This is a genomic window from Serratia sp. BFP-2025, from assembly GCF_050880365.1.
GTDB classification, from domain to species: Bacteria; Pseudomonadota; Gammaproteobacteria; order Enterobacterales; family Enterobacteriaceae; genus Serratia; species Serratia surfactantfaciens.
The window spans coordinates 674,469-700,767 of record NZ_JBPAFV010000001.1 but is presented as its reverse complement, the minus strand read 5'-3'; the positions used below and the strand labels follow the sequence as shown (position 1 = coordinate 700,767).

Sequence of the window (26,299 nt, the reverse complement as noted above, 5' to 3'; positions counted from 1 at the left end):
CGACTCACTCCCTGTCTCGCTCCGCAATCCGCGCCATCAGCGCCCCCAGCAACGCCAAATCGACCAGCAACGCCAGCGCGAAACAGGCTCCCTTTATCTCCGGCGCGGCATAGGTCTGCACCAGCAAAACGGCAACCACCACCGCCGCGGTGGTCATCACCGTCGTCAGCCTGCACGCCACGGCGAACGCCGCTTTCTCCCCCACCGCCGTGCGGTAGGCTACGCCCTGGCCCAGGCCGCCGAGGGCGATGCCCGGCAGCAGGGCCAGCCAGTCATGGCCACCGAACAGCATCAGCAGCGTGAATAACCACCCCGCCGCCGCCAGCAAAAAGCCATAGCGGAGAACGATCAACGCCGGGCCATTGCGCAGCGCCCGCCGGCGGGCCAGCGCGCCGCCGCCAAGAAACGCCAGCGCCAAGGCCGTTAGCAGCGTCAGGGTGGCGCCGGTGCCCAACAGGCTTTCCGTCTCCAGCAGCAAGGCGCCCGCTGCCACCGGCACGCTGAGCGCCAAGGCGCTCGCCGCCGTTCCCGTATGTTCCATGGCGCCCAGGGCGCCGTTGTTGATATAGAGGCTCATCGCTCACTCCCGACAAGATGAAAATGATGAAATAAATTCATTTCCCTGTTCACATGTCGGTAGCCTATCTCTTGTATACTCGGTCAGACAAACTCATAGTTTTCAGCCTTAGATGAGAATAACTCAGCCATGAGAAAAACCCGTTTGCCGCCGCTGGGCGCGCTGCGCGCCTTCCACGCCGTGGCCGGCTGTCTCAGCTTCAAGCTGGCCGCCGAGGAGCTGGGCGTCAGCGCGACGGCGGTCAGCCATCAGATCAAGCTGCTGGAGTCGGTGCTGGCATGCCGGGTGTGCGAGCGCAGCGCGCAGGGCGTCAGCCTGACCGAGACCGGCGAGATCCTGTATGCCGGCACCCAGCGCGCCTTCGCCGCGCTGGAGCAGTCCGTCGCTCAAATCACCCGCGCCCAGCAGCCGCCGGCGCTGACCGTCACTACCACCTCCAATTTTCTCACCCACTGGCTGGTGCCGCGTCTGGCGGATTTCAAGGCGGAGTTTCCCACCATCGATCTGCGCCTGCACACCAGCGTCGAGCGCGTCGATCTCAGCCAGCGCACCGTGGACGTCGCCATTCGCTACCGCGAAACGCCGGAAAGCGATCTGCACTGCACCTTGCTGCATGAGGATCGTTTTATCGTGGTGGCCAGCCCGGCGCTGGCGCTGGAGCGCATCGAAGATTTGCAGCGGGTAACGCTGTTTCACGTGGAACATCGGCAGGTGCCCGCCGACGCGCCGACCTGGGAAAACTGGCGACGGCGCTACGGGCCGGAAGGGTTGAACGTGGAAGCCGGGCTGACCTTCAGCGACGAAACCCATGCGCTGCAGGCGGCGGTGGCGGGCCAGGGGGTGGTGATCGCCAGCCGGCTGCTGGCGCGCGATTTGTTGCAGCGCGGCGTGCTGGCCGCGCCGTTCGAGATGGCGTTACCCGGCGCCAACTACTATCTGGTGGCCACCGAAGAAACTGCGCAGCGCCCCGATATCATTGCGCTGCGCGAGTGGCTGCTGCGGCAAATGGCGGCGGGCTAACGGCTCTCGGGGGCGATCTCCCCCAGGCGGATCGCCACGCTGATCGCCTGCGCGGTGGTGGCGGCGCCGAGGCGTTGGCGAATGCGGCGTAGGTGGTTTTCCACCGTGCGTTCAGACAGGCCGAGCATCGCAGCGATATCCGCCTGCCGCCGGCCGATGGCGGTCCAGCTCAGCACCTCGCGCTCGCGCGCCGACAGCCGGCCCTCTCCCTCGCCAGCCGCCGGTTCAAACAACCGCCGCGCCGCCAGAAAGGCCGCCGTGCCCACCAGCGACAGCGCCAGCCGCACCGGCGGCGAGGCATCGATGCGCTCGCCCCCCAGGCTGACGGCCCCCTCCAAACCGGCCGGGCCAAATACCGGGATCTGCACGCCGTGCAGGCCGACGCCGCGCGGCGTGCGCACAATCCGGTAGCGCTCGCCCTGCTGCGCCCGGGTTTTAGTCCAGAAGAACGGCTCGCTGGCCCGCAGCATGTGCCGGGTCACCGGGCAGTGCCGCACGTAGGTCAACGCATCGACCGCCTCGCCGTCGCCGAACCAATCGCCCTCGACCCAGTAGATATGCTCGATCCCCGCCTCCGCCGTGGCGGAAGCGGAAAACAGCACAAAGCGATCGAAACCGAACGGCGCGGCGAAGGCGCGAACCCGCGCCTGAATGGCGGACAGGGTTCGCTCGTGGTCCATCGCCAGCGCCGTCTGGAAAGCGCGCTGCGCGATCTCGTCGCTCATCGCGTGGCGACGTCGGCCAGCAGCGTCTCTGCCGCCAGTTTGCCGAGGTTGTTGGAAGCCAGCGGGCTGTCGCCGGTCAGCAGGCGCCGATCTTTATGCACCTTGCCGGTGATGTCGGCGTTGACGATCTTAACGCCCCGCTCGCGCAGGCGTTCGCCCACCAGCCAAGGCATCGGGCCGGGGATATAGCCGATGTCGATGTTGGCGCCGGTATCGAGCGAGTCCGGGAACACGCACATCTCATAGCCGCGATAGAGGAAATCCTCTTTGCTCTCGCCAATGCCCGCCGCCAGCAAACCGGCCGGCCCGTGGCACAGCGAAATCACATAGCGATCGTTGTCATGCGCCCAGTGCAGGGTCTTTTTCACCTCTTCGCTGAACGGGATATCATTGAGCACGCCGTGGCCGCCGGGGATGAAAACGCCGAGGTAGTTGCCGCCATCCAGATCCTTCACCACTTCCGTCAACTTTTTCGGCTGCTTGAGCTGGCTGCGGTACTTCTCGTAGGTGGCCTTGACTGCTTCATCTTCATGCGGGAACGCCCACATCTCCAGCTTCACCGGATCGCCGGACGGCGTGGCGATGTCGATCTCGAAACCGGCCAGATCCAGGTGATACATCGGCAACAGCATCTCGACCGGGTGGTTGCCGGTAGAGAAGAACTTGCCGTTTTGCATCAGCAGGTAGCGCTCTTGCGAGGCGATCATCAGCACCTTCCACTTACCGCCGCGATAGGCGTTCGGGTAGCTGGCGCCCGTGAAGTCGGTTTTGGACGAGGTGTACTGGCTGAGGGAGTAAGGCGATGGGAAGAACGCGTTGTCTTCCGCCACGTCCGGGGTGGGTTTACGATCGTTGGACACTGAATCAGTCATGATTATCTCCATATTCACCGTTACATTGCCCTTTCAGCTTAAATAACCGCCGGCGGGGCCGCAATGAGGGATATCCCTCAATCACCCTCGCGACGTCGGCACTCAAGCATGATGCCGTAGCGCGACAATGAACGTTTCTTCGCTGACGCCGGCATATTCATACCGGCACTTTCTCACCGGCACCTGGAAATAACGCTCCAGGATGTCCTCTTGCAGCAGTGCATTTTTATCGCCAAACATGCACTGCCGCTGGTTCATCAGCAGGCACTTGTCAGAGATGCGATCGGCGTAGTGCAGAAAATGCGTATTCAGCACGATCGTCATCTGCCGCTCTTTCGCGAGGCGCCAAAGCATCTCGATCATTTTAGCCTGATTGTAAAAATCCAGATTCGATTCCGGTTCGTCGAGGATCATGACGTCGGGATCCGCCGCCAGGGCCTTGGCGAAATAACACATCTGCAGTTCTCCACCGCTGATCTGGTTGATATTTTTCTGCGCCAGCGGTGCGATCTCCAGCGCATGCAACACCGCCTGCGCCCTGGCGACATCTTGCCGCCGCGGCCTGGCGAACCATCCCGCCTGGCGAGCACAGCCGAAAGTGACAAAATCGAGTACCCCATAAGCGAAATGCGGCGTTTTCGCCTGCGGCACATAGGCCAACCGGGCGGGCCGATTGTCGACCAGGCCGATCTTGCACCCGCCAGACAGGGGCCGGCACAGGCCCGCGATGTGTCTCAGCAACGTGGTTTTACCGGCGCCGTTCGGCCCGAGCACGCTGAGGATCTCGCCCCGCGCCAGATGAAAACTGACGTTGTCAAGAAGGGGTTCTCGCCCCTTGAAACCCAGGGTCAGCTGGTTAACTGTGATCATGTTTGCTGCTCATAATAAAAAGGAGAGCGAAAAGCGGCGCGCCGATCAGTGCGGTCAGGATGCCGATCGGGATTTCAGCATAGGTGGCACCTCTGGCGATATTGTCGATCGCCAGCAAAAACAGCGCCCCGCTCAGCGCCGAAGCCGGGATCAGGCGGCCGTGGTTATATCCCAGCACGCTTCTCACCAAATGCGGGATCACCAAGCCGACCCACCCCACCACGCCGGCCAAGCTCACCGAGGCGGAAACCAGCAGGGAGGCGGCGATCAGCAGCAGGATCTTCAGCCGGGGTGGATTCAGGCCGGCGATGCGCGCCTCGTCGTCCCCCAGCGAGAGAATGTTCATGTTCCACCTGAGCCGGTAGATAGTCAGGTAACACGCCGCAAACAGCGGGATCAGCCAATAAACCTGCGCTTTCGCCACCGAAGCGAAGCTGCCCATTAGCCAGAAGACGATCGTCGGCAAGGTATCCTGCGGATCGGCGACATATTTTATGACCGAGACAAACGCGATAAACAGCGACGCGATAATCATGCCGGACAAAATCGTGGTGAGCGCATCCTGCCGGCGTTTGAGGCGGCAAATGCCCAGCACCAGCAACAAACTCACCACGCCGAAAAGAAACGACAGCAGGGAACTCAGGGCAAAGGGCAAACTCAAGAGAATGCCCAGCGCCGCGCCAAAGGCGGAGGCGGAAGAGGTGCCCAGCACGTCCGGACTGGCCAACGCGTTTTTCAGCACCGCCTGAAAGGTCGCGCCGGCGACCGCCAACCCGCCGCCCACCAGCATCACCGCCACCACCCGCGGCGCGCGCAGGTTAAAAATCACCGAATAGCGGGCCTGGTTTTCCCCCGACATGTTCCCCTGCCATAAAATCTGCACCACATCGTGGGCCGACAAGGCATAGCGGCCGGCAAACAGTGATGCGAAGGCGACCACACAGAGCGAAATAAACAATCCCGCCATGATCGCCACATATTTTCCTCTGCCCGGCATCTCCAAGCTCCTCCAACGAACTCACGCTATTTAACCGTGGCACTAGCGCTGTGCCAGCACCTCATCCAGCAACCGGTCCGGGATCGCATAAGAGAACATCGTCTGATAATAGCGGCGCGTCTCCTCCCGCAGCGTTTTGTCGCTAATGTCTTCAGGGGCATACCGGTTGATCATAAACAGCGGCAGCAGTGATGTTTCCGCCGACAGGCCCCCCCAGTTATGAATGCCCACCGGCGTCGAGAAAACCTTGCCGTTTTTTACCGCCCTGAGCGTCTCCCACGCCTGGCCGGGGATCCCCCCGTGCAGCAGCGCTTTGGCGCTGCCGAACACCACGAAAATCACATCCGGGTCCCAGGCCATGATCTGCTCCATCGAAACGTTGATGTACCTGCCGGCATCCCCCTTCACCGGCAAATCCCCGGCGACGTTGTCCATGCCGGCCATTTTCAGGTAGGTGTCGCCGTAGGTATGCGGGCCGCTCACCTTCAGCTGCCTGCCGTCGCTTTCTTCGAGATACAACGCCCTGACGTGCTGCGCGCGGATGGCGGCGGCATAGGGGCGGATCTGCTTCAGGGTCTTTTCCCAGGCGTCTTTGAATTTATGCGTGCGCGGCAGGCCGAGGGTGTCGGCGAAAGTATTTTCCCAATACACCTGGGTGACCATCGGCTGGTATTTGGTCTTCCCGCCGGCATCCAGATCGACGGTCATCACGCCCGCCCTTTCCAGCCGATCGTCCTGGCTTTTGCCGTAGTAATAAATGATGTCGGGCCGGAGATTCATTAACGACTCCATGTTGACCCGATAGTCCTTATTGATGAAATCGGACGTGATCCTGCCGATATCCGGCTTCATGTCCTTCAACACATGCCTATCGGCATGCATGAACGCCCAGGGCCCCACGCCGACGACATGCCGATAGGCCGCCTCGTTCGCCAGGATCACGCCGAAGGGGCAGTTGCCGGTGATGACGATCCGCGGGTAGCTGCCGGGCAGCGTTTGCGTCGCCGCGCTTTGCAACGGCTCGGCCGCCGCCGGCAGGCTGGCGCCGGCGCAAGGCACCGTCGGCAAGGCAAATAGGGCCAGCAGCGCGGTGGCGATAAATTTCACTGTTACGCACATGGTGCCTCCTGCGCGCACGCTCGGCGGCGCGCGTCGATGGGCTGTATTAGGCCGACGCGGCGATGCCCGCTGCCATAATGGTTATCCCGGCCACAAAGACGATTGCCGTGGTGGCGACCGCGCCGCCACCAACCAACGCGGCGGTTTTTCCCGTGGAAAGGTCTTTTCGTTGCAGGAAAGAAAGCTCTGCCAGGGGAATGATTTTTCCGCTGTCGGCGACGATGTCTTTAGGTTCAACCTTCGCCACCGTCAGCTCGCCGCCGCTGCCGTCCTTCAGGCCATATTTCAACTGGTCGCCGACATAGACCGGCGGCTGCAGCAGGTAATACGGGCTATTGAGCCCCGCCTCTTTTTGTTGCAACGCCACGTCGTGGTAGGTCGTGCAGCCGGCAAGGGAAAACGCCGCCATCCCGATAACTAACGGCACTAATGGGATAAATCGCATGGGAAACCTCGTGCTTCTATTTGCTGGTTTTTAACGTAACGGCGGACTTGAAGCGCATATAGCTCACGACCAGAGAAAGGAACGAGAATGCCGCCCCCGCCATTAAACTGATATTCGTCGCTTGCGCGCCGCGCATATTGAAGAAAATCGCCACTAACGCCGAACCGACGATTTGCCCGATCAATCGGGAGCTGCCCAACAGGCCGCTGGCGATGCTGCTGTTTTCATGGGACACAGAGGTCATGATCAGCAGGTTGTTCGGTGATTGAAAAAGGCCGAAACCGATGCCGCACAGCGCCACGCGCCATACGATCGCCCCATTCGACGGATCGCTGGGCAAATTGGCCATCAGCAGCATGCCTGCCAGCAGACAGGCGAGGCCCGAGAGGGCAACAAGATTGGGATCGTATTTCTTGGCCAAATCGCCGGAAATCAGCGAAGACGCCATGGTGGCCAGCGGCCAGGCGGTCAGCAGCAGACCGATGTCCACCACGTTTCTTTGCAGGACATTGTGGAAATAGAAAGGCAGCGATACAAAAGCCAAAAGCTGGGTGCTGTAAGACAGCATCGACATCAGCAAAGACAATGACAGCGTCGGGTTATGCAGCATCGCGACCGGGATCAGCGCGGCGTTGGCCTTTCTTTTCTGATTGATATACAGCAACCCGGCCAGCCCGGCGAATACCGCAAAGCTGAGCGCCGCCGCCGGCAGATGGTGGGTGGTCATGCTCATCGTGCTGAGCGAAAAAGCAATGAACAGCACAAACACCAACAGAGCCCCGCCGCTGTCGAATCCAACGCTGCGCCGCTCACGGGAGGCCAGGAAGATCACGCTCAGCAGCAGCGACAGGCAGGCGATGGGAACATTGATGGTAAACAGCCAGTTCCAGCTCGTCTGAGAAAGTATCGCCGAGGCGATGGACGGCCCGGCGGCGGCGGAAACCGACACCACCATCACATTAATCCCCAGGCCGCGCCCCAGCAGCCTTTCCGGGTATATCTCCTTGATCAGCGCCGCATTGACGCTGAGCACCGCCGCCGCACCGAAGCCCTGTATCACCCTGAATGCCGTCAGCATCGACAGCGTCGTGGACAGCGCGCAGCCCAAGGATGAAAAAGCGAACAGCACCACCCCGGCTATAAAGATCTTTTTATTGCCCACCGCGCGGCCCAGCGCCGCGAAGGGCATCAAAGAGGCGACGACGGCAAACTGGTAGGCATTAATAATCATGATGGAGGCCGATTCGGAAACGCCGAAATCTTTGGCGATCACCGGCAGCGCCACGTTGGCGATAGTACTGTCGAGCATGGCGATGACCGTGCTTAACGAGACGGCGAGAACGGCGAATACATTAAGCGTCTCTTTTTGCTGGTGTTTAAAAGTCATGTTAACTCTCCAAAAACGTGAGTCGTTTCATGCCGGCGGCAAAGACCCCGTTTTTTATCCGTTTTAATAATTACGTTATAACATATCAATTAAAGATGGTAATAAATCTCATTTGAAATATTGGATTACATAGTGTGTCAAAATAAGAATTAACAAATACAAAACAAATAAAAAGCAATACAAACATTCAATAAACAAAATAAATGCAGTATAAAAACCCAGTCAATTTAAGGAATGACATTAAAAGTAACAGCCGCTAACAGACAACCCTGCCGGTGAGTGAAATTGTTATGTTATAACAACACCCTTCCCCTTTATGCTGGTTAACCTTATGGCTAAGACGGACCTTTTGAACACCCGGTTATCTCGCCGCAGAATGATGTTGGCAGGGCTGGCGGCCCTGGCGCTGAACGGCGCCGTTTCCCCGCTGGCTCACGCGCATGGCCTGCCACGTCCCAAAAAACAGAACGGCCCTCACGGGGCGCGAAAAAGATTCCTGGTCATGTTGGATCCCGGTCATGGCGGCATCGACTCCGGCGCCATTGGCCACACCGGTTCGCTGGAAAAACATGTCGTTCTGGAGATCGCCAGAAATGTGCGTGCACAGCTTGATCGACACGGCATCGATGCCCGCCTGACGCGCGACAGCGACGTTTTTATCCCGCTTTACGATCGGGTGGAGATCGCGCACCGGCATGGCGCGGATCTTTTCATGTCCATCCACGCCGACGGTTTTACCTGCCCCAGCGCCTGCGGCGCATCGGTCTTTGCGCTTTCCAATAAAGGTGCCAGCAGCGCGATGGCGAAATACTTATCGAACAGTGAAAACGCGGCGGACGATCTCGCCGGCCCCAACGTCATCAAGAAAGACCACTATTTGCAGAAGATACTGTTTGATTTGGAGCAGACGGAAACGATCAAAGAGAGCCTGGCGCTGGGCTCGCACCTGATTCAGCATATTGCGCCCATCCATCACTTGCATGCCAAAAATACCGAACAGGCGGCCTTCGTGGTCTTGAAGTCCCCGTATATTCCTTCCGTCTTGGTGGAAACCTCTTTCATCACCAACCCTGAGGAAGAAAGGCTGCTCGGCACCCCCGCCTTCCGAAATAAAATTGCCACGGCGATCGCTCAGGGGATCGTCAGTTACTTTAAACGCGAAACGTACGCTTAAGCTTCGCCAGGGCGGCAAGCTCACGGGCTTGCCGCGCACAGGGATGGTGCCATCATGATAAAACGCAATCCTCGTTATTTTTCGGCGGGCATGCTTTTCCCTCTGCTGGCTCTGTTGCCGCGCGGCGCCTTCGCCGTGTCGTTGACGGGATCGCAGCAAAACAGCCTGAATTTCTACGGCACGATTATCGCCAGACGCTACAGCGGCCAAAACGAACGCGACGACGGCGACCGCAGCTACCTCTATTTCGGCCTGATAGGCAAAAAAAAGATCGCGCCGCGCTGGCAGGCCTACGCCCACTGGGAATATACCGTCAGCTTCGCCGACGCGACTCGCAACAGCACCCGGCTCGCCTATATCGGCGTGCAAAACGCCACCCTGGGCAGCCTCGATATCGGCCGCAACTGGGGCGTGCTTTATGATGTGACCGCCCTGACCGATCGCTCCCCGCTGTTTAGGGAAATGGCGTACAACTACATCGATAACTTTATGCGCGGCCGGGCGCATAACCTGCTCACTTACCGCCAAACTTTCAGCCTGTTTCAGCGGCGCGCCGCCCTCGCGTTGCAATATCAGTTCAAAGACGGCGACGATCGGCAAGCGCCGGGCAAACAAAACGGCAACGGCTTCGGCGCCTCGTTCCGTTATGCGCTGACGCCGACGCTCAGCCTCATCGCCGCCGCCTCGGCGTCTCAAACCACGCAGCGGCAGCAACACGCCGCCGGCTATCGCCGACGCATCGATACGCTGGCCGAAGGGGTTCTCTATACGTCGAAAAAAATCTATCTTGCGGCCGTGTTCACCCAAAGCGACAACGCCATCAGCCCGCAACAAACCGCTAACCGCGGCTCGGCGTCAAGTTATGAAGCGCTCGCCAAATACCGGCTGACGGACCATATTCAGCCCAACATCGGCTATACCCGTTTGATACAGGCCCGGGCAGGCCGCAACACCGACTTATTGAACTACGAGGAGCTGGGGGTGACCTGGTTGCTCAATAGCAACATGCAGGTGTTTATTAACTATGAATTCAATAACCTTTCCCAGCACGCGGCCGGCGTCGATGCGTCGGACAAGCTCGATATGGGCATCAGCTATCACTGGTGATCCGCTTTCCCGCAGCCAATAAAAAGCCCCGCCCGGTGAGGGGCGAGGCTCGCTTAATGGCTCGAGTGGGCCTGCAGCCCAGCGTAACGCGCTATGGCTAGCCCTGGCGCGGCGGGCATCTTAACGCCGCGCTTGCGCGTTCTTCCACTCCCGCCAAATCGTTTCCAGCCCGGCGCGATACGTCGTGACGGCGAAGTCGGGAAAGCGCTGCTTGAACCTGGTCGAGTCGAACAGGTTGTCGTGCTCGTAGCGCGGCAGCAGCTCGCGCATCTCACGCGCGCCGGATGAAACCAGCCCTGCGGCGATCAACGCCCATTTGCCGATGACGGAATATGAAATGTCCTTCCCAAACACCTCGCAGGCCAAGGCGGCGAACTGCGCATAGGTGAGCCGTTCGTCGCAGCACGGCAAATGCCACGTCTGGCCGAACGCGTCGGGCGTATTGCCAAGCCGGGCTAACCCACGGCTGGCGTCGGGCGTCCAGATCAGCGTGCGCAGCCTGTCATCGCGAACCGGCACGCGCGGTTTTTCCCCCGCTTTCAACCTGTCGACGATCAGCGCATTGGTGAAGCTCTGCGTTTTTCCCGGCCCATAAAACTCGGGCGCACGGCCGATCAGCACGGGGATCTGCTTGCGCTTCATCTCGTCGAGTACCTTATCGGCCATCAGGGCGCGTACCCGTCCCTTGCGCCCCTGCGGCGCGAACGGCGTCGATTCCGTCTGCGGTTCGCCGTTCTGCGGATACATGTACGTATTGTCGAAATAGACGAAGGGCACGCCTGCGGTACGGCTGGCGTCCAGCGCATTCTGCAGCATGGTCGGAAATTGCCGCTCCCACAGCGCCGAATCCGGCGGCAGGCCGGCGGCGAAATACACCACGTCGCTGCCCTTCACCGCCGCCAGGGTCTGCTGCGCGTCGAGCAGGTTGGCCGCAACCAGCGTATCGCTGTCGTTGACCTTCTTCGGGTTGCGGCTGACCAATCTTAAATCATCGGTGTACGCGCGCTTCAGTTCACGCGCCAGCTCTTGGGCGATCTGGCCACTGGCGCCCAGGATCGTTTGCATTTCCGTTCCTCATCGTAATCAAAAGAGACCCCGCCCAACCGGGCGGAGCCAGCACCTATTTCTCGCGCTTAGCTGTTCAAGAACGCCAGCAGATCGGCGTTGACCTGATCGGCATGGGTGGTCGGGATGCCGTGCGGCGCGCCCTTATAGGTATGGAGCGTGCCGTTTTGCACCAGCTTGGCCGATAGCACGCCGGAGTCCTGATAAGGCACCACCTGATCGTCGTCGCCGTGGATCACCAGCACTGGAATGGCGATTTTCTTGAGATCCTCGGTGAAATCGGTCTGCGAGAAGGCAACGATACCGTCGTAGTGCGCCTTGGCGCCGCCCATCATGCCCTGGCGCCACCAGTTCCAGATAATCGCCTCAGAGGGTTTGGCGCCCGGGCGGTTATAGCCATAGAACGGGCCGGCCGGCACGTCGTAATAGAACTGCGCCCGATTGGCGGCCAGCTGCGCCTGGAAATCATCGAACACCGCTTTGGGCGTGCCCTGCGGATTGGCGTCGGTTTTCACCATCAGCGGCGGCACCGCGCTGATCAGCACGGCCTTGGACACCTTATCCTCGCCGTGACGCACGATATAGCGCACCACTTCGCCGCCGCCCGTCGAGTGGCCCACGTGCATGGCGCCCTGTACGCCGAGATGTTTCACCACCGCAGCGACGTCATCGGCGTAGTGATCCATGTCGTGCCCTTCCCACACCTGGCTGGAGCGGCCGTGGCCGCGGCGATCGTGCGCAACCACGCGGAACCCTTGGTTCACGAAGAACAGCATCTGGGCATCCCAGTCATCGCTGGACAGCGGCCAGCCGTGGTGGAAGTAGATGACCTTGCCGTTTTTGGGGCCCCAATCCTTGTAGAAAATCTCGACGCCATCGCTGGTCGTTACGTAACCCATGTCGTTTCTCCCATTTACACATTGTCAGAAAATAAGACGGATAGTGCTCACGACGCCGGTATGGCAAGCTCCCTCATCCCGGTTGGCCGGCGATCTTGCGTTGATCGCTTAACGAGTATAGGTTTAAACCTTACTTTAAGGTCAAATGCAGTTCTGCAGACGGTGTGCCCCCACCCAACAAGCTCGATATCAGGAGTATTCAAGTGCCAGGAGATGACGCCGCCATGACGATGGAGCAACGGCTTGCCGCCCAACGCCGCGCCTTCCTGCGCGACGGCGCGCCGACGTTCGCTCAACGCAAGGCCGCCCTGCGCCGCCTGCGCAGCGCCATTTTGGCCCAGCGCAGCGCATTGACGGCGGCCGTCAGCGCGGATTTCGGCCACCGCTCGCCTTACGAAACCGACATTCTGGAAATTCTGGTCACCGTGCAGGCGATCGATTATCTGCTGCGCAACCTGAAGCGCTTTATGCAGCCGGAGCGCCGCCACGTCGCCCTGCCATACCAGGCCGGGCGCGCCTATGTGCAATACCAACCCAAGGGCGTGGTCGGCGTCATGGCACCGTGGAACTACCCGTTATCCTTGACGCTCATCCCGCTGGCCACCGCCCTGGCCGCCGGCAATCGCGCGATGCTGAAACCTTCGGAACTCACGCCGCACACCAGCCAACTCATCGAGACGATGCTGGCGGCGCAGTTTCCCGCCGACAAGGTCGCCGTGGTGACCGGCGGGCCAGAGATCGGGGCCAGGTTCAGCGAACTGGCGTTCGATCACCTGGTGTTCACCGGCAGCACGGCGATCGGCCGTCAGGTCATGCAGGCAGCCGCTAAAAATCTGGTGCCGCTGACGCTCGAGTTGGGCGGCAAGAGCCCTGCGGTCATGGCGCGCGATGCGCTCACCGCCAGAGACGTCAACAGCCTGGCATTCGGCAAGCTGTCGAACGCGGGCCAAACCTGCATCGCGCCCGATTACCTGCTGATCCATCAGAACGATGTGGAGAACTTCATTGCGCTCTACGACGCGGCGGTCAAAGCGTTTTACCCCACAGGGCCGACGGGCAGCGACTACGGCGCCATCATCAGCGACAGGCACTATCAGCGTTTGCAAGACCTGCTGGCCGACGCGCAAGCGCGGGGCGCGCGGATCGTTCCGGTGGGCCATCGCCCTGAATCTGCGTCTGAACGGGCAAAAACCCTGGCCCCCACGCTGATCGTCGGCGCGCCCGACGACAGCCGGATCATGCAAGAGGAGATCTTCGGGCCGCTGCTGCCGGTACGCACCTACGCTGCTATTGATGAGGCGATCGAGCTTATCAACGCCGGGCCGCGCCCGCTGGCGCTGTACTACTTCGGGCCGGCCGGCGCAGAGCGGGAACGGCTGCTGGCGCGCACCACCTCCGGCAACGTCAGCGTCAACACCACCCTGCTGCACTTCGCCCAGGACGATCTGCCGTTCGGCGGCATCGGCCCCAGCGGCATGGGAGCCTGTCACGGCATCGAAGGGTTCCGGGCGCTGAGCCACGCCAAAGGCGTCTTCATCCAGAGCCGCTGGCACTTTACCGATCTGCTGCGCGCCCCGTTCGGCAAACTGGCGGACGCGGTGCTCAAGATCATGCTGCGGCGTCGATAAGGCGCCGCGTTGCCTATCAACGGCAAGGCCTTGAATCGCTGAAAGCTATCACAGTATTCAATCATTCCTATTTTATCTCTCCGCCGCCGCTGACTAAGCTTAGCCATGAGTCGCCCTTTGCCCGTTAGCGGCCGGGGCGATGTGGATCGATTGAGTTCAGTTATTTAGCGCAACACCCGACGCAAGCCTTACCCGCATGTCTTGTTAACCGCTCCACGCCTGGAGCCCAATACGGAAGCAGAGAGCGCATTATGACAACTGAAAGCAAATGCCCGTTTTCGGGCGGCAAACAGCCCGCACCGCAGGACGGCACCACCAATCAGGATTGGTGGCCTAATCAGCTCAGCCTGAAACCGCTGCATCAACACTCCCCCCTGTCCGATCCGATGGATAAAGACTTCAACTACGCCGACGCCTTCAACAGCCTCGATCTGGCGGCGGTCAAACAGGATCTGCACGCCCTGATGACCGACTCACAGGAATGGTGGCCGGCGGACTTCGGCCACTACGGCGGCCTGTTCATCCGCATGGCCTGGCACAGCGCCGGCACCTACCGTATCGGCGACGGCCGCGGCGGCGCGGGCGAAGGCCAGCAGCGCTTCGCTCCGCTCAACAGCTGGCCGGACAACGTCAGCCTCGACAAGGCGCGCCGCCTGCTGTGGCCGATCAAACAAAAATACGGCCGCAACATCTCCTGGGCCGACCTGCTGATCCTGACCGGCAACGTGGCGCTCGAATCGATGGGCTTCAAAACCTTCGGCTACGCCGGCGGCCGCGCCGACACCTGGGAGCCGGACGACGTCTACTGGGGATCTGAGAAGATCTGGCTGGAGTTAAGCGGCGGGCCGAACAGCCGCTACTCGGGCGACCGCGACCTGGAAGACCCGCTGGCGGCGGTGCAGATGGGCCTGATCTACGTCAACCCGGAAGGGCCGGACGGCAACCCCGATCCGGTGGCCGCCGCGCGCGACATCCGTGAAACCTTCGCCCGCATGGCGATGAATGACGAAGAGACCGTGGCGCTGATCGCCGGCGGCCACACCTTCGGCAAAACCCACGGCGCCGGCCCGGCGTCTAACGTCGGCGCCGATCCGGAAGCCGCCGGGCTGGAACAGCAAGGCCTCGGCTGGCACAGCACCTTCGGCACCGGCGTCGGCAAAGACGCCATCACCAGCGGGCTGGAAGTCACCTGGACCACCACCCCGACCCAGTGGAACCACGACTTCTTCCGCCACCTGTTCGAATACGAATGGGAGCTGAGCCAAAGCCCGGCCGGCGCGCACCAGTGGGTGGCGAAAGACATCGGCGAAACCATCCCCGACGCCTTCGACCCGAACAAGAAACGCCGTCCGACCATGCTGACCACCGACCTGTCGCTGCGTTTCGATCCGGCCTACGAGAAAATTTCGCGCCGCTTCTATGAACACCCGGAAGAGCTGGCCGACGCCTTCGCCCGCGCCTGGTTCAAGCTGACCCACCGCGACATGGGGCCGCGCGCGCGCTACCTCGGCCCGGAAGTGCCGCAGGAAGAACTGATCTGGCAAGATCCGGTTCCGGCGGTCGATCATCCGCTGATCGACGAGCAGGACGTCGCCGCGTTGAAAAGCAAGGTGCTGGCTTCCGGCCTGCCGGTCTCAACACTGGTTTCCACCGCCTGGGCGTCGGCCTCGAGCTTCCGCGGTTCCGACAAGCGCGGCGGCGCCAACGGCGCGCGCATTCGCCTGGCGCCGCAGAAGGACTGGGCGGTCAACCAGCCTGCGCAGCTCGCCGCGACGCTGGCCACGCTGGAAGGCATCCAGCGCGCCTTCAACGATGCGCAAACCGGCGGCAAGCGCGTCTCACTGGCGGATCTGATCGTGCTGGCCGGCGCGGCGGGCGTGGAACAGGCGGCGAAGAACGCCGGCTTGACCCTGACGGTGCCGTTCGCACCGGGCCGCACCGACGCTTCGCAGGAACAGACCGACGTGGACTCTTTCGAGGCGATGGAGCCGCTCGCCGACGGCTTCCGCAACTTCCTGAAGGGCAAATACCGCGTGCCGGCCGAAGCGTTGTTGGTCGATAAGGCGCAGCTGCTGACCCTGACCGCGCCGGAAATGACGGTGCTGGTCGGCGGGCTGCGGGTGCTCGGCGCCAACGTCGGCGGCGCGCAGCATGGCGTATTCACCCAGCGGCCGCAGGCGCTGACCAACGACTTCTTCGTCAACCTGCTCGATATGGGCACCACCTGGCACCCGGTGGGCGAGGACGGCCTGTTCGAAGGCCGCGATCGCCGCAGCGGCGCGGTCAAGTGGACCGGCACCCGCGTCGATCTGGTGTTCGGTTCGCACGCGCAGCTGCGCGCGCTGGCCGAAGTCTACGGCAGCGCCGACGCGCAAGAGAAGTTCGCCCATGACTTCGTCGCCGCCTGGAACAAAGTGATGAACCTCGATCGTTTCGATCTGGCGTAAACTCCCCGCAACGGCCTGCTTCGGCAGGCCGTTTTTTTCCCGAGATCAACACTGCCTCCGCTCAGCGCCCGTCGTTATATTTCATCTCCTCGCTTATTCGTATTTACTCAACAAGTCATATAAAAATTTGATGGGCGGCAATTCTCTTAATGCTGTATTTATATTTAGAGGGCAATGAAGAACGTAAATTCAGCGTGCCAATACGATATATCCCAGCAAGGAGAAGACCGTTATGGATTATCCTCGATTCACTTCAACACGCGACGAGGCGGGCCGCATTATCAGCGCCGTCCCTTAGCGACAGCGGGCCTGCTGGCCGGGCGCCTCACCGTTTACGCCAATAAGAATAAATGTTCTGCACCTGCGCCATATTCGCCGGGGCGTCAGAACCTCGCCCCTACTTAGCGTTTCATCACGCACGTTGCGTTTTTGGTTTTTTATTTTCAGCCGACGGGAAAGCCCATAGGAAATTACGCTGCACTCAGGAAAATAACCGCAACCTGGAGGTCATCATGCAACACATTATCGGTATTTCTTCTCGTCGGCTGAGGATATCAGCCCTTGCGCTGCTGCTCCCGGCAATGTCATGGGCGGCCGATACGGCATCTGTCGCCGTGGGGCCGCAATACGACACCACGCATGTCTATGTGGAACGCGGCAAAATGGATGCCTTTGTCGACAGCATCCTGAAAACCTTCGGCGGCACCAGCACCGAACGCGTGCTGGTCAACGTCACGCCCACGCCGAGCGAAACCTATTCCCAGCTGATACTGACGCCGGCCGGCAGCTTCTCGGTGTTCGATTTCAAAACGCCGATCCCGCACCCGTTCGGCACCGAGCGCAACGGTTTTCTGGTCAGGGATATGGATGCCGCCATTCAACAAGCCAAGGCCGCCGGCGCCGATGTGCAGGTTGAGCCTTTCGACGATCCGATCGGCCGCGACGCGGTGATCCAATGGCCCGGCGGCGTCAATATGCAGCTCTATTGGCACACCAAAGCGCCCAACTACCGGCCGCTGCTGAGCGTGCCGGAAAACCGCCTGTATCTCTCCGCCTACCGCGTCGATGACTTCCTGAAAAGCTATCAGGCGTTCTCGCACGGTAAGGTCGTGCGCGACGAGCAGGTCAGCGATGCGGCGATCGGCCGCAACGATAACGGCAAGATCCGCCAAATCGAACTGGATTCGCGCTTTGGCAAAACGCGCATTTTCGTCACCGACGGGCACCTGCCTTATCCGTTCGGCCATGAGCGCACCGGCTATGGCGTCGAGGATCTGCAGGCCACGCTGGCCAAAGCGACGGCCAGCGGCGCGCAGGTGCTGTGGCGTTCAACGGCGGCGGAAAGCCGCGCTTCGGCGCTGGTGCGTTTCCCCGGCGGCTACATCGCCGAAATTCACCAGACGGCTAAATAAACCCAAGGCGCGCTGCGGCGCGCTTTTTTCTTCGGATATCCATGATGAAACGCACGCTTCCCGCACTTTTGCTGCTCTCCGCGCTGCCCGCTCTGGCGGCGGAGCCCACTGCGGCGCCCTGGAAAAACATCCCGTTGGGCGATGCGGCCACCTTGTCTTTCGACGGTTCACTGCGCGAGCGCTATGAATGGACGGATCAACGCGATCTGAGCGGCGGGCGCGACGACACCTTGATGCAACGCCTGCTGATCGGCGCACGCCTCGACTACGGCGACTATTTTGGCGCCTACGTCCAGTTGGGATCTTCGCTGGCGACGATGCGCGACCATGGGCGCAAGCCAACCGATGAAGATCGCGCCTATCTCGGCCAGGGCTATGTGGATATGAAATTGCCCACCGCCTACGGCCTCGGCACCCTGCGGGTCGGCCGCCAGGAGATTGCGCTGGGTTCGCTGCACCTGATGGGCACCCGCGACGGCCCCAACGTGCGCCGTTCTTTCGACGCCATCCGCGCCAGCTGGGCCAAGGATAAAAACCGCCTCGACGCCTTTATCGGCCATCCCGTCACCCTTAAAACCGGCAGTTTCGACGACGATACCGACAACAGCCAAAAAGTTTGGGGGCTCTACGGCACCACGCCGCTGACGCCGCTGGCTTCTTCGCTCGATCTCTACACCTTTGGCTTTGAAGATAACGACGCCCATTACGCGCAGCTCAACGGGCAAGAGCGGCGCTATACCGTCGGCGCGCGCATTTTCGGCACGGCACAGGGGTTCGACTGGGACAATGAGGCCGCCTGGCAGTTCGGCAGCGCAGAACAGCGCGACATCCGCGCCTGGTCGGCGTCGGCGCACGCCGGCTATACGGTGAGCGACTGGCGCTGGCAGCCGCGCTTCGGCGGCAAGATTGGCATCGCCAGCGGCGATAAAAACGGCCATGACGGGCAGCTCAATACCTTCAACGCCATGTACCCCAAGCTGCCCTATCTGACCGAGAACGGGCTGGTGGCGCCGGCTAACCTGATCGCCATCCACCCTTCGGTCACCATCACGCCGTGGCAAACCCTGGCCATCGACTTCAGCTGGGACGCGTTATGGCGGCAACGCCGCGAGGACGCCTTCTATCTCGGGCCGGTGCGCCCGGTGAAAGGCAGCGAGCAGGGCTCGCGCTTTATCGGTAATCAGTATCAGGTCGAAACCACCTGGACGCCGAGAAGCGATCTCCAGTTCAAGGTGGCCTATGTCTACTTCGACGTCGGCCACAGCCTGCAGCAACATGCCGGACTGAAAGACATGAACTTCGTTCTGGCGCAGGGCACCTACAGTTTCTGACGTCAATAAAAAGGGCGCCGAACCAGGCGCCCCGTCTGTCTTACAGCGCAGCCAGCTCCGCCGCCAGGGTGGCGACCAGCTGCGCCGCCGGCATCGGCCGCGCCAGGCCTACGCCCTGCCCGGCCCACAGCGACATGAACTCCCCGCGCCCGGCCTTGGCCGCCGCCTGGCGGATATCGCCGGTGAGCGCGTTCTGCACCGGATAAGGCAGGATCTGCCCCTCCTCCGCGCGCATCTGGCGCATGAAATCATTGACGATGCCGCGCGCCGGGCGGCCGCTGAAAGCGCGCGTCAGGCGCGTGCTGTCATCGCCGGCGTTGCGCAATGCCGCTCGCCAGGCGTCGGCGATGCCCGATTCCGGGCTGCACAGAAACGCGGTGCCGAGCTGCGCCGCCTGCGCGCCCAGCAATTGCGCCGCCGCGATGCCGCGACCGTTCATGATGCCGCCTGCGGCGATCACCGGGATCTTCACCGCCGCCACCACCTGCGGCAACAGGGCCATCAGGCCGACGCAGGATTGCTCGATATCGCCGAGGAAGGTCGGACGATGACCGCCCGCCTCCGCGCCCGAAACGCAGACAAAGTCGGCGCCCGCCTCTTCCCAGGCGCGGGCTTCCGCCACCGTGGTGGCGGTGCCTATCACCCGCGAGCCGGCCTGCTTGAACTGCGTGACCGTCGCGCGCGGCAGCACACCGAAGGTGAAGCTGGCCACCGGCGGCGCGGCCTCCAGCAAGGCCGCGATCTGGTCGCGGTTGTTTTCGGCGAATTTGGCGGGGATCGGCGGCTCGCTCAGCCCCAGCGCTTCGCGGAACGGCCGCAGCAGGTGCTGGGCGCGTTTCAGCTCGGCGAGATCCGGGTGCTGTTCATCGAGCAGAAACAGGTTGATGTTAAACGGCGCGGCGGTCTGCGCGCGGATCTGCTGCACGCGCTCGAGGATCACTTCCGGCGAGAACAGCGCCGCCGCGCACGATCCCAGCGCCCCGGCGTTGCTCACCGCCACCGCCAACGCCGGCGGCGACGCGCCGTTCATCGGCCCCTGAACGATCGGATAGCGCAACCCAAGCTCACGGGCAAAAGCAGAAGGTGCCGTCATCAATGTGTCTCCCTGTGTGGACTACATTCGTCTTACGGCGGCCGCGCCGCCGAACCGACCAAAAGCATAGCACCTTCTCACCGCCTGGCCGTGCAGTTAATGCTTCACCTGACGCCGGTCCAGCGACAGGAAGTGGTGCACCACCGGCTTGTCCGGGCCGATATGGAAGCTCAGCGCCTCCTGCTGCAGATCGGCGTCGGCGTGCGACACCCGCTGATGCTGGCGCAGATGCTCCGCCCAGGACTCCACCAGGAACCACTCCATGATGCATTCCGGATCGCCGGTATGCTCGGTGATGCCCCAGGCGTAAGCGCCGTCGCGACGGCGCGCCCGCTCCAGCATCAGCAAAGTGCGCAAGAACTGCGGGCGATCCTGTTCGCGGATGCGGTATTCCACCTGAATCATCACCGGCCCGCGATCGTTCTCGACCGGCGTGTTGACCAACGGCTCCGGCCAATGGTTCGACGGCTGCAGATCGGCTTCGCCGGTCGGCAGACGCAGACGGTGGAACAGCAGCCCCGCCGCCAACAGGCCGACGCCACCGACCAACAGCGTGGCGGCGACGCCCAGCTCCTGCGCCACCAGCCCCCACAGCAGGCTGCCCGCCGCCATCGCGCCGTTGAACACCATCAGGTAGATGGCCAGGCCGCGGCCGCGCACCCAGTTAGGCAGCACACCCTGCGCCGCGCCGTTGAGCGTGGTCAGCGCGATGATCCAGCCGGCGCCCAGCACCAACAGCAGCACCACCGCCAGCCACTGCGGCGGCGCCAGCGACAGGGCCGCCATCACCACGGCGGTGAGCACCGCCGCCAGCAGCACCAGCCCGTCGGCGTTGAGCCGCTGGCGCAGACGCGGCAGCACAATAGCCCCGAGGATCGCCCCGGCGCCCACCGCCCCCAGCAGAACGCCGTAAAAACCGGCGCTGCCGCCCAGCATGCGGCGCGCCACCAGCGGCAGCAGCGCCCAGACCGAGCTGGAGAAGGCGAAAAACACCGCCGCCCGCAGCAGCACCACGTGCAGCTCGCGGCTGGAACGCGCATAGCGCAGACCGGCGCGGAAGGCGCCGAAGAAATGCTCCGACAAGCCGCTGTCTTCGGCCTTCGGCCGCTTCCACCACAGCAGCGCCGCGATCACCAGCACATAGCTCATCACGTCCGCGCCGTAGGCCGCGCCGGCGCCGAAGCTGGCCAGCAGCAGGCCGCCGGCCGCCGGGCCGATGGAGCGGGCGATGTTGATGCCCAGCGAGTTCAGCGCCACGGCGTTTTTCAGCTCGGCGCGCGGCACCAGTTCCGGCACGATCGCCTGCCAGGTCGGCCCCATCAGCGCCGCGCCGATGCCGCCGACAAAGGTCAGCGCCAGCAGGTATTCCACCGTCAGCGCACCGGTCTGCGACAGCACCAGCAGGCTGCCGCTGACGCAGGCCAGCAGGATTTGCACGAAGATCAGAAAGCGCCGCCGATCGAGAATGTCCGACAATACTCCGGCCGGGATCGCCAGCAGGAACACCGGCAGCGTGGCGGCGGTTTGCATCAGCGCCACCGCCGAGGGGTTGCTCGACAGGTCGGTGATCAGCCACGAGCTGGCGACGTCGCGCATAAAGCTGCCGACGTTGCCGAGCACCGTCGCGCCCCACAGCACCGCAAATAATGGGATTTTCAGCGGCGCGAAGCCGCCCGCCGCCGCCTTGTTTTCCGTCTGTTCAGCCATCCGTTCGCTCCTTCAAATCGTTAAATGCCACCAGCAACAGCGCGCCGGCCAGCCCGAGGTGTTCAAAAAATCCGTTCATCATCTGGCCGCGTTCCGCGCCGTCGAACTGCCAGAACGGATTGGCCATCAGCGTCGCCATCAGGGTAAAACCGGCCAGCGCCAACGCGCCGAGCCAGCGGTAAAAACCGCTCAGGATCAGCGCCGACGCCGCCAGTTCAAACAGCGTCACCAGCACGGCGAACAGCGCCGCCGGCTGCAGGCCGAAGTGGGTCATCTCGGCGACCGCGCCCTCGACGTTCAGCGCCTTGACCAGCCCGCCCTGAATGTAGGCGGCGCAAATCGCGAGCAGCAGCAGCCAGCGCACCGCGGGCGCATGCAGCCGCTGAGCGCAGCGGGCGGCGATATCGGTAATATTCATCGCGCCCCCTTAGAATGGCGAATTCTGGATAAAGGCCAGCAGATCGGCGTTGAAGCGATCGGGATCGGTCTGCGCCAAACCGTGTGAGCCGCCAGCGTAAACATTCAGCTCCGCCTGTTGCATAAGCTTAGCGGCTTTCTGCGCCGAGGCTTCGAACGGCACGATCTGATCGGCGTCGCCGTGCACCAGCAGCGTCGGCTTGTCGATCGCCAGCAGATCGGCGGTGTAATCCACTTCGGAGAACTCGCGCACGCCGTCGTACTGGCCTTTCACGCCGCCCTGCATGCCCATCAGCCAAAAGCTGTCGATAAGCCCCGCGTTGCTCTCGACCTCATCGCAGTGGAGGCCGTAGAACGGCACCGCCAAATCTTTGAAGAACTGCGAGCGGTTGCCCGCCACGCCGCTGCGAATGCCGTCGAACGCCGCCATCGGCGTGCCCTCGGGGTTGGCCGGCGTCTGCAGCATCAGCGGCGCCGGCGCCCCCACCAGCACCACCTTCGCCACCCGACTGCTGCCGTGACGGCCGATATAGCGCGCCACTTCGCCGCCGCCGGTGGAATGGCCGACCAGTATCAGATCGCGCAGATCCAGCGTTTCTATCAGCACAGCCAGATCGTCGGCGTATTGATTGATGTCGTTGCCGTACCAGGTTTGATCCGAACGGCCATGGCCGCGGCGATCGTGAGCGATCACGCGGAATCCGCTCTGGCCGAAAAACAGCATCTGGTTGTCCCAAGCGTCGGCGGACAGCGGCCAACCGTGGGAGAACAGGATCGGCTGGCCGCGTCCCCAATCCTTATAGAAAATGCGTGCGCCATCGGGCGCGGTAAGAGTGCTCATGACGTGCTCCCCGTTCGGTATCGAATTGGATTTTGTACGGGTTAACAGTACGGCAGGCGTAAAGGCAGTGATAACGGAATAATTTTCGCATGATCGCGAGTTTTTTTGCTGAAGAGGCCGGCGTAGCCGCCGGCGCATAACGTCAGATGTTTTCCAGATCGATGCCGCGCGTTTTCGGGCCAAACAGCCCGATCACCAGCATTACGATCAGCATGCTGGCGACGATAAACGCGATCACCCCCAGCGAGCCGCCGTACTGCAAGATAATGCCGATGATGATGCTGCTGAACACCGTCGACAGGCGGCTGAAGGAGTAGCAAAAACCGACGGCGCGGGCGCGGATGTGGGTCGGGAAGATCTCGGATTGATACGAGTGGTAGCTGTAGGTCAGCCAGGCGTTGGACCAGGTGATGAAGAAGCCGCACAGGATCAGCCACAGCGGATTGTTCTGCAGCGCGAACAGCGAGCCGAAGATCACCGTCACCAGGCAAGACAACACGATCTGCCACTTGTTCTCCATCTTGTCAGCGTAAAAACTGCACAGCAGCGAGCCCAGCGGATAGGCCAGCGTGATGAAGAAAGCGTACAGCAGGCTGTGCGTGACCGACGCGCCCTTGCCCGACAGCAGCGCCGGCAGCCAGTTGCCGAAGCCGAAGAAGCCGATGGCCTGAAAGAAGTTCATCACCACCAGCATCAGCGTGCGATCGCGATACTGCGGCGCCCAGATGTCGCGAAAGCGGCCGCGCTGCGGCGCGCCGTCGGCCTCTTCAGCCGGGCGCAACGGAAACTCCGCGGGCGCCACGCCGCAGCGCCGTTCCATGTCCCGCATCACCTGCCGCGCCTGCGCATAGCGCCGTTGCTGCACCAGCCAGCGCGGCGACTCCGGCAGCCCCTTGCGCACCAGCCAGATCACCAGCGAGGCCAGCGCGCCGGCGATCACCACGTAACGCCAGCCGCTCAGCCCCCAAATCGTCTGCGGCACCAGCCACCAGGACATCAGCGCCACCGCCGGCACCGACAGGAACTGCACGAAGAACGCGAAGGCGAAAGCCCGGGTGCGCAAGTGCGCGGGCACCCACTCCGTCAGGTAGGTATCGATGGTCACCAGCTCGATGCCGAGCCCCACTCCCACCAGAAAGCGCAGAAAGATCACCCATTCCGCCTGCTGTTGAAACGCCAGCAACAGCGAGAAGGCGCCATACCAGATCAGGGCAAACATAAAGGTGGCACGGCGGCCGAAGCGGTCAGCGTAAGGGCTCAGCAGGCTGGCGCCGACGAACAGACCGAGAAAGGTGGCGGCGGCGAAGGCCGCCTGATCCGACACGCCGAAGACGCCCAGCACCCCAATGTGGAAAATGCCGTCGGCGATAAGGCCGGTGCTGATATAGCCGGTCTGGAACAGATCGTAGAGTTCGAAAAAGCCGCCTAGCGACAGCAAAATGATAAAGCGCCACAGGCCGGCCGACGCGGGCAAGGCGTCGATTCTGGCCGCCAAATCCCGCGCATGGATCGGCGACGCCGCTATAGAGTCACTCACCGTTAACCTCGCATTAACATTTTTGATGACTTTCTATGCTAGCGAAGCGACGCCGGAGTTAAATTTTTAATTAGCAGACTATGAAAAAAAGTTAAGCATAAAACGCTGCAGCGGCCTGTTTTATAGCGAGAAAATGTAGCGCGGGATGCCGGCCGGCATCCCGAATCGGTGGATTAACGGCTGTGGTGCTGCTGCAACCGTTCGCTGCGGTAAAAGCTCAGCAGGCACCAGCCGAGGGCGATCAGCGCCAGCGGCGCGGCGACGAAACCGATGTTGCCCATCCCCAGATGCAGGCTCACCTGATTGCCCAACAGCGCGCCGCTGCCGATGCCGAAGTTGTACAGGCCGGAGAAGATCGCCATCGCCACATCGGTGGCGTCCGGCGCCAGGCTCAGCACCTTGGCCTGCATCGACAGGCCGATGGCCATGATCGCCATGCCCCAGAAAATGCACAGCACCGTCAGGTGGCTTTCGCTGCCGGCGGCCGGCAACAGCAGCAGCAGGCTCAGGGCCAGCAGCGCGATGGCGCCGATAAAGAAGCCGGAAGGAAACCGCTCGCTGTAGCGGCTGAACAGCAGGCTGCCGACGATGCCGGCGGCGCCGAACAGCAGCAGCATCAGCGTGGTGAAGTTTTCCGACAGCCCGGCCACGGTCTGGATAAACGGCTCGATGTAGCTGTAGGCGGTGAAGTGCGCCGTCACCACGATGATGGTCAGCATGTACAGCGCCACCAGCGCCGGGCGTTTGAACAACAGCGGCACGCTGGCCAGCGAACCGGAGTGCTCGCTTTTCAGCACCGGCAGCAGGCGCCACAGCAGCACCAGCGCCAGAGTGGCGCACACCGCGATGCCGATAAAGGTCATGCGCCAGCCGAGTAGCTGCCCGACCACCCGCCCGAGCGGCAGCCCGAGCACCATCGCCAGCGCGGTGCCGCCCGCCAGCAGGCTCAACGCCTGCGCTTTCTTGCCCGGCGGCGCCACGCGGATCGCCAGCGAGGCGGTGATCGACCAGAACACCGAGTGCGCCAGCGCCACGCCGGCGCGTGAAATCACCAGCGTGGTGAAGTTCCAGGCCACGGCGGTCAGCACATGGCTGGCGATAAACAGGATGAACACGCCGATCAGCAGCTTGCGGCGCTCGATCTTGCTGGTCAGCAACATGCACGCCAGCGAGGCGGCGGCGACGATCCAGGCGTAAATGGTGATGATCAGGCCGACCTGTTCGGTTTGCATCGAGAAGCTGGCGGCGATATCGCTCAACAGCCCGACCGGAATAAATTCGGTGGTGTTGAAGATAAAGGCCGAGACGGCGAGGATAACCACGCGCAACCAGGCGGTTGAGCGCGAAACGGGTGCGTGTTCCATGGTAAACAAAATCCGGACAGGTGCGGGCAAGTAGCGATATTTTAACCAACCGCCGCGCTAAATGCGATACGCGTCACACTTTAATTGTGTGGTTTTTTTCGCCGCATTTCGACACACTCGCAGACACACGGTTGCACAAATGCTGTGCTAATCTCTTGAAGCGTACCAATTTTTCCTGCCGCTCTTCCTTCAGCCGCCGCAAGACGATGCGCCGCGCCGAAGAACCGCGCGCAGTGTCCATTTGGCGTTTCCTGAGGCGAGGTCA

The 26,299-nt window shown here is 62.1% G+C and carries 24 protein-coding genes; 7 read left to right on the top strand and 17 right to left on the bottom strand.

Annotated elements, in window-relative coordinates; translation table 11 throughout:
- Nucleotides 1-4: 4 nt before the first annotated feature.
- Entirely contained in the window at nucleotides 5-577 is a 573-nt protein-coding gene (locus ACRAWE_RS03335) for a hypothetical protein (RefSeq protein ID WP_432524793.1), read from the bottom strand.
- A 129-nt stretch (nucleotides 578-706) separates the two neighbouring features.
- On the opposite strand from ACRAWE_RS03335, the gene ACRAWE_RS03330 reads away from it, so the two are divergent.
- Complete coding sequence (locus ACRAWE_RS03330; RefSeq protein ID WP_432524791.1) at nucleotides 707-1,597, top strand: LysR substrate-binding domain-containing protein; 891 nt, start codon at nucleotides 707-709, stop codon at nucleotides 1,595-1,597.
- Here ACRAWE_RS03330 and ACRAWE_RS03325 read toward each other — a convergent pair.
- The 7 genes from ACRAWE_RS03325 to ACRAWE_RS03295 form a co-directional block, all read right to left on the bottom strand.
- A complete protein-coding gene (locus tag ACRAWE_RS03325) occupies nucleotides 1,594-2,322 on the bottom strand; it encodes a PA1136 family autoinducer-binding transcriptional regulator (protein WP_432524789.1) in 729 nt (242 codons plus the stop codon). The genes ACRAWE_RS03330 and ACRAWE_RS03325 overlap by 4 nt on opposite strands.
- Nucleotides 2,319-3,194 carry a glyoxalase III HchA gene (gene hchA / locus ACRAWE_RS03320; protein WP_211130156.1) on the bottom strand — a complete coding sequence of 292 codons (876 nt, stop codon included), beginning with the start codon at nucleotides 3,192-3,194 and terminating at the stop codon, nucleotides 2,319-2,321. Before hchA ends, ACRAWE_RS03325 begins: the two co-directional genes overlap by 4 nt.
- Nucleotides 3,195-3,296: 102 nt before the next feature.
- Nucleotides 3,297-4,064, bottom strand: coding sequence for an ABC transporter ATP-binding protein (locus tag ACRAWE_RS03315; protein WP_141967811.1), 768 nt, complete (start codon nucleotides 4,062-4,064; stop codon nucleotides 3,297-3,299).
- Nucleotides 4,051-5,061, bottom strand: a complete 1,011-nt coding sequence (locus ACRAWE_RS03310) for a FecCD family ABC transporter permease (RefSeq protein ID WP_432524786.1) — start codon at nucleotides 5,059-5,061, stop codon at nucleotides 4,051-4,053. The genes ACRAWE_RS03315 and ACRAWE_RS03310 overlap by 14 nt, the downstream gene beginning before the upstream one ends.
- Nucleotides 5,062-5,103: 42 nt before the next feature.
- A complete protein-coding gene (locus tag ACRAWE_RS03305; protein ID WP_025303468.1) occupies nucleotides 5,104-6,180 on the bottom strand; it encodes an ABC transporter substrate-binding protein in 1,077 nt (358 codons plus the stop codon).
- 46 nt (nucleotides 6,181-6,226) lie between these two features.
- Nucleotides 6,227-6,625: a hypothetical protein gene (locus tag ACRAWE_RS03300; RefSeq protein ID WP_025303469.1), complete on the bottom strand. Its 399-nt coding sequence runs from the start codon at nucleotides 6,623-6,625 to the stop codon at nucleotides 6,227-6,229.
- A gap of 16 nt (nucleotides 6,626-6,641) precedes the next feature.
- Nucleotides 6,642-8,012 carry an MFS transporter gene (locus ACRAWE_RS03295; RefSeq protein WP_211130155.1) on the bottom strand — a complete coding sequence of 457 codons (1,371 nt, stop codon included), beginning with the start codon at nucleotides 8,010-8,012 and terminating at the stop codon, nucleotides 6,642-6,644.
- Nucleotides 8,013-8,343: 331 nt separating this feature from the next.
- On the opposite strand from ACRAWE_RS03295, the gene amiA reads away from it, so the two are divergent.
- Together amiA and ACRAWE_RS03285 are read left to right on the top strand one after the other, a co-directional pair.
- Nucleotides 8,344-9,186: an N-acetylmuramoyl-L-alanine amidase AmiA gene (amiA, locus tag ACRAWE_RS03290; protein WP_211130154.1), complete on the top strand. Its 843-nt coding sequence runs from the start codon at nucleotides 8,344-8,346 to the stop codon at nucleotides 9,184-9,186.
- Between the two features lie 54 nt (nucleotides 9,187-9,240).
- The gene (locus ACRAWE_RS03285) at nucleotides 9,241-10,293 is read left to right on the top strand and encodes a porin (RefSeq protein ID WP_211130153.1); all 1,053 of its coding nucleotides are present in this window, start codon (nucleotides 9,241-9,243) and stop codon (nucleotides 10,291-10,293) included.
- A gap of 120 nt (nucleotides 10,294-10,413) precedes the next feature.
- On the opposite strand, the gene ACRAWE_RS03280 is transcribed toward ACRAWE_RS03285, so the two are convergent.
- Together ACRAWE_RS03280 and ACRAWE_RS03275 are read right to left on the bottom strand one after the other, a co-directional pair.
- Complete coding sequence (locus ACRAWE_RS03280; RefSeq protein WP_202669820.1) at nucleotides 10,414-11,358, bottom strand: NAD-dependent epimerase/dehydratase family protein; 945 nt, start codon at nucleotides 11,356-11,358, stop codon at nucleotides 10,414-10,416.
- 68 nt (nucleotides 11,359-11,426) lie between these two features.
- Nucleotides 11,427-12,257, bottom strand: a complete 831-nt coding sequence (locus tag ACRAWE_RS03275) for an alpha/beta fold hydrolase (protein ID WP_211130152.1) — start codon at nucleotides 12,255-12,257, stop codon at nucleotides 11,427-11,429.
- A gap of 203 nt (nucleotides 12,258-12,460) precedes the next feature.
- Between ACRAWE_RS03275 and ACRAWE_RS03270 the strand changes: the two genes are divergently transcribed.
- The 4 genes from ACRAWE_RS03270 to ACRAWE_RS03255 all read left to right on the top strand — a co-directional run bounded on the left by ACRAWE_RS03270 (nucleotide 12,461) and on the right by ACRAWE_RS03255 (nucleotide 19,075).
- Complete coding sequence (locus tag ACRAWE_RS03270; protein ID WP_432524781.1) at nucleotides 12,461-13,885, top strand: coniferyl aldehyde dehydrogenase; 1,425 nt, start codon at nucleotides 12,461-12,463, stop codon at nucleotides 13,883-13,885.
- A gap of 251 nt (nucleotides 13,886-14,136) precedes the next feature.
- A complete protein-coding gene (gene katG, locus ACRAWE_RS03265; RefSeq protein WP_019452452.1) occupies nucleotides 14,137-16,332 on the top strand; it encodes a catalase/peroxidase HPI in 2,196 nt (731 codons plus the stop codon).
- Nucleotides 16,333-16,844: 512 nt separating this feature from the next.
- A complete protein-coding gene (locus tag ACRAWE_RS03260) occupies nucleotides 16,845-17,744 on the top strand; it encodes a glyoxalase/bleomycin resistance/dioxygenase family protein (RefSeq protein ID WP_025160326.1) in 900 nt (299 codons plus the stop codon).
- 41 nt (nucleotides 17,745-17,785) lie between these two features.
- Complete coding sequence (locus tag ACRAWE_RS03255; RefSeq protein WP_432524778.1) at nucleotides 17,786-19,075, top strand: alginate export family protein; 1,290 nt, start codon at nucleotides 17,786-17,788, stop codon at nucleotides 19,073-19,075.
- Nucleotides 19,076-19,115: 40 nt separating this feature from the next.
- Here the strand turns inward: ACRAWE_RS03255 and ACRAWE_RS03250 are convergent, their stop codons facing one another.
- The 7 genes from ACRAWE_RS03250 to ACRAWE_RS03220 form a co-directional block, all read right to left on the bottom strand.
- Entirely contained in the window at nucleotides 19,116-20,168 is a 1,053-nt protein-coding gene (locus ACRAWE_RS03250) for an NAD(P)H-dependent flavin oxidoreductase (protein WP_025160327.1), read from the bottom strand.
- A gap of 96 nt (nucleotides 20,169-20,264) precedes the next feature.
- The gene (locus ACRAWE_RS03245; protein ID WP_432524776.1) at nucleotides 20,265-21,875 is read right to left on the bottom strand and encodes an MFS transporter; all 1,611 of its coding nucleotides are present in this window, start codon (nucleotides 21,873-21,875) and stop codon (nucleotides 20,265-20,267) included.
- Nucleotides 21,868-22,293, bottom strand: a complete 426-nt coding sequence (locus ACRAWE_RS03240) for a DoxX family protein (RefSeq protein WP_019452447.1) — start codon at nucleotides 22,291-22,293, stop codon at nucleotides 21,868-21,870. Before ACRAWE_RS03240 ends, ACRAWE_RS03245 begins: the two co-directional genes overlap by 8 nt.
- A gap of 9 nt (nucleotides 22,294-22,302) precedes the next feature.
- On the bottom strand, nucleotides 22,303-23,133 hold the full coding sequence (locus ACRAWE_RS03235) for an alpha/beta fold hydrolase (protein WP_432524774.1): 831 nt from the start codon (nucleotides 23,131-23,133) through the stop codon (nucleotides 22,303-22,305).
- Nucleotides 23,134-23,275: 142 nt separating this feature from the next.
- Entirely contained in the window at nucleotides 23,276-24,670 is a 1,395-nt protein-coding gene (locus ACRAWE_RS03230; protein ID WP_432524772.1) for an MFS transporter, read from the bottom strand.
- A gap of 173 nt (nucleotides 24,671-24,843) precedes the next feature.
- On the bottom strand, nucleotides 24,844-26,034 hold the full coding sequence (locus ACRAWE_RS03225; RefSeq protein WP_019452444.1) for a sugar transporter: 1,191 nt from the start codon (nucleotides 26,032-26,034) through the stop codon (nucleotides 24,844-24,846).
- Nucleotides 26,035-26,107: 73 nt separating this feature from the next.
- A complete protein-coding gene (locus tag ACRAWE_RS03220) occupies nucleotides 26,108-26,275 on the bottom strand; it encodes a hypothetical protein (RefSeq protein WP_156785426.1) in 168 nt (55 codons plus the stop codon).
- Nucleotides 26,276-26,299: the final 24 nt, after the last annotated feature.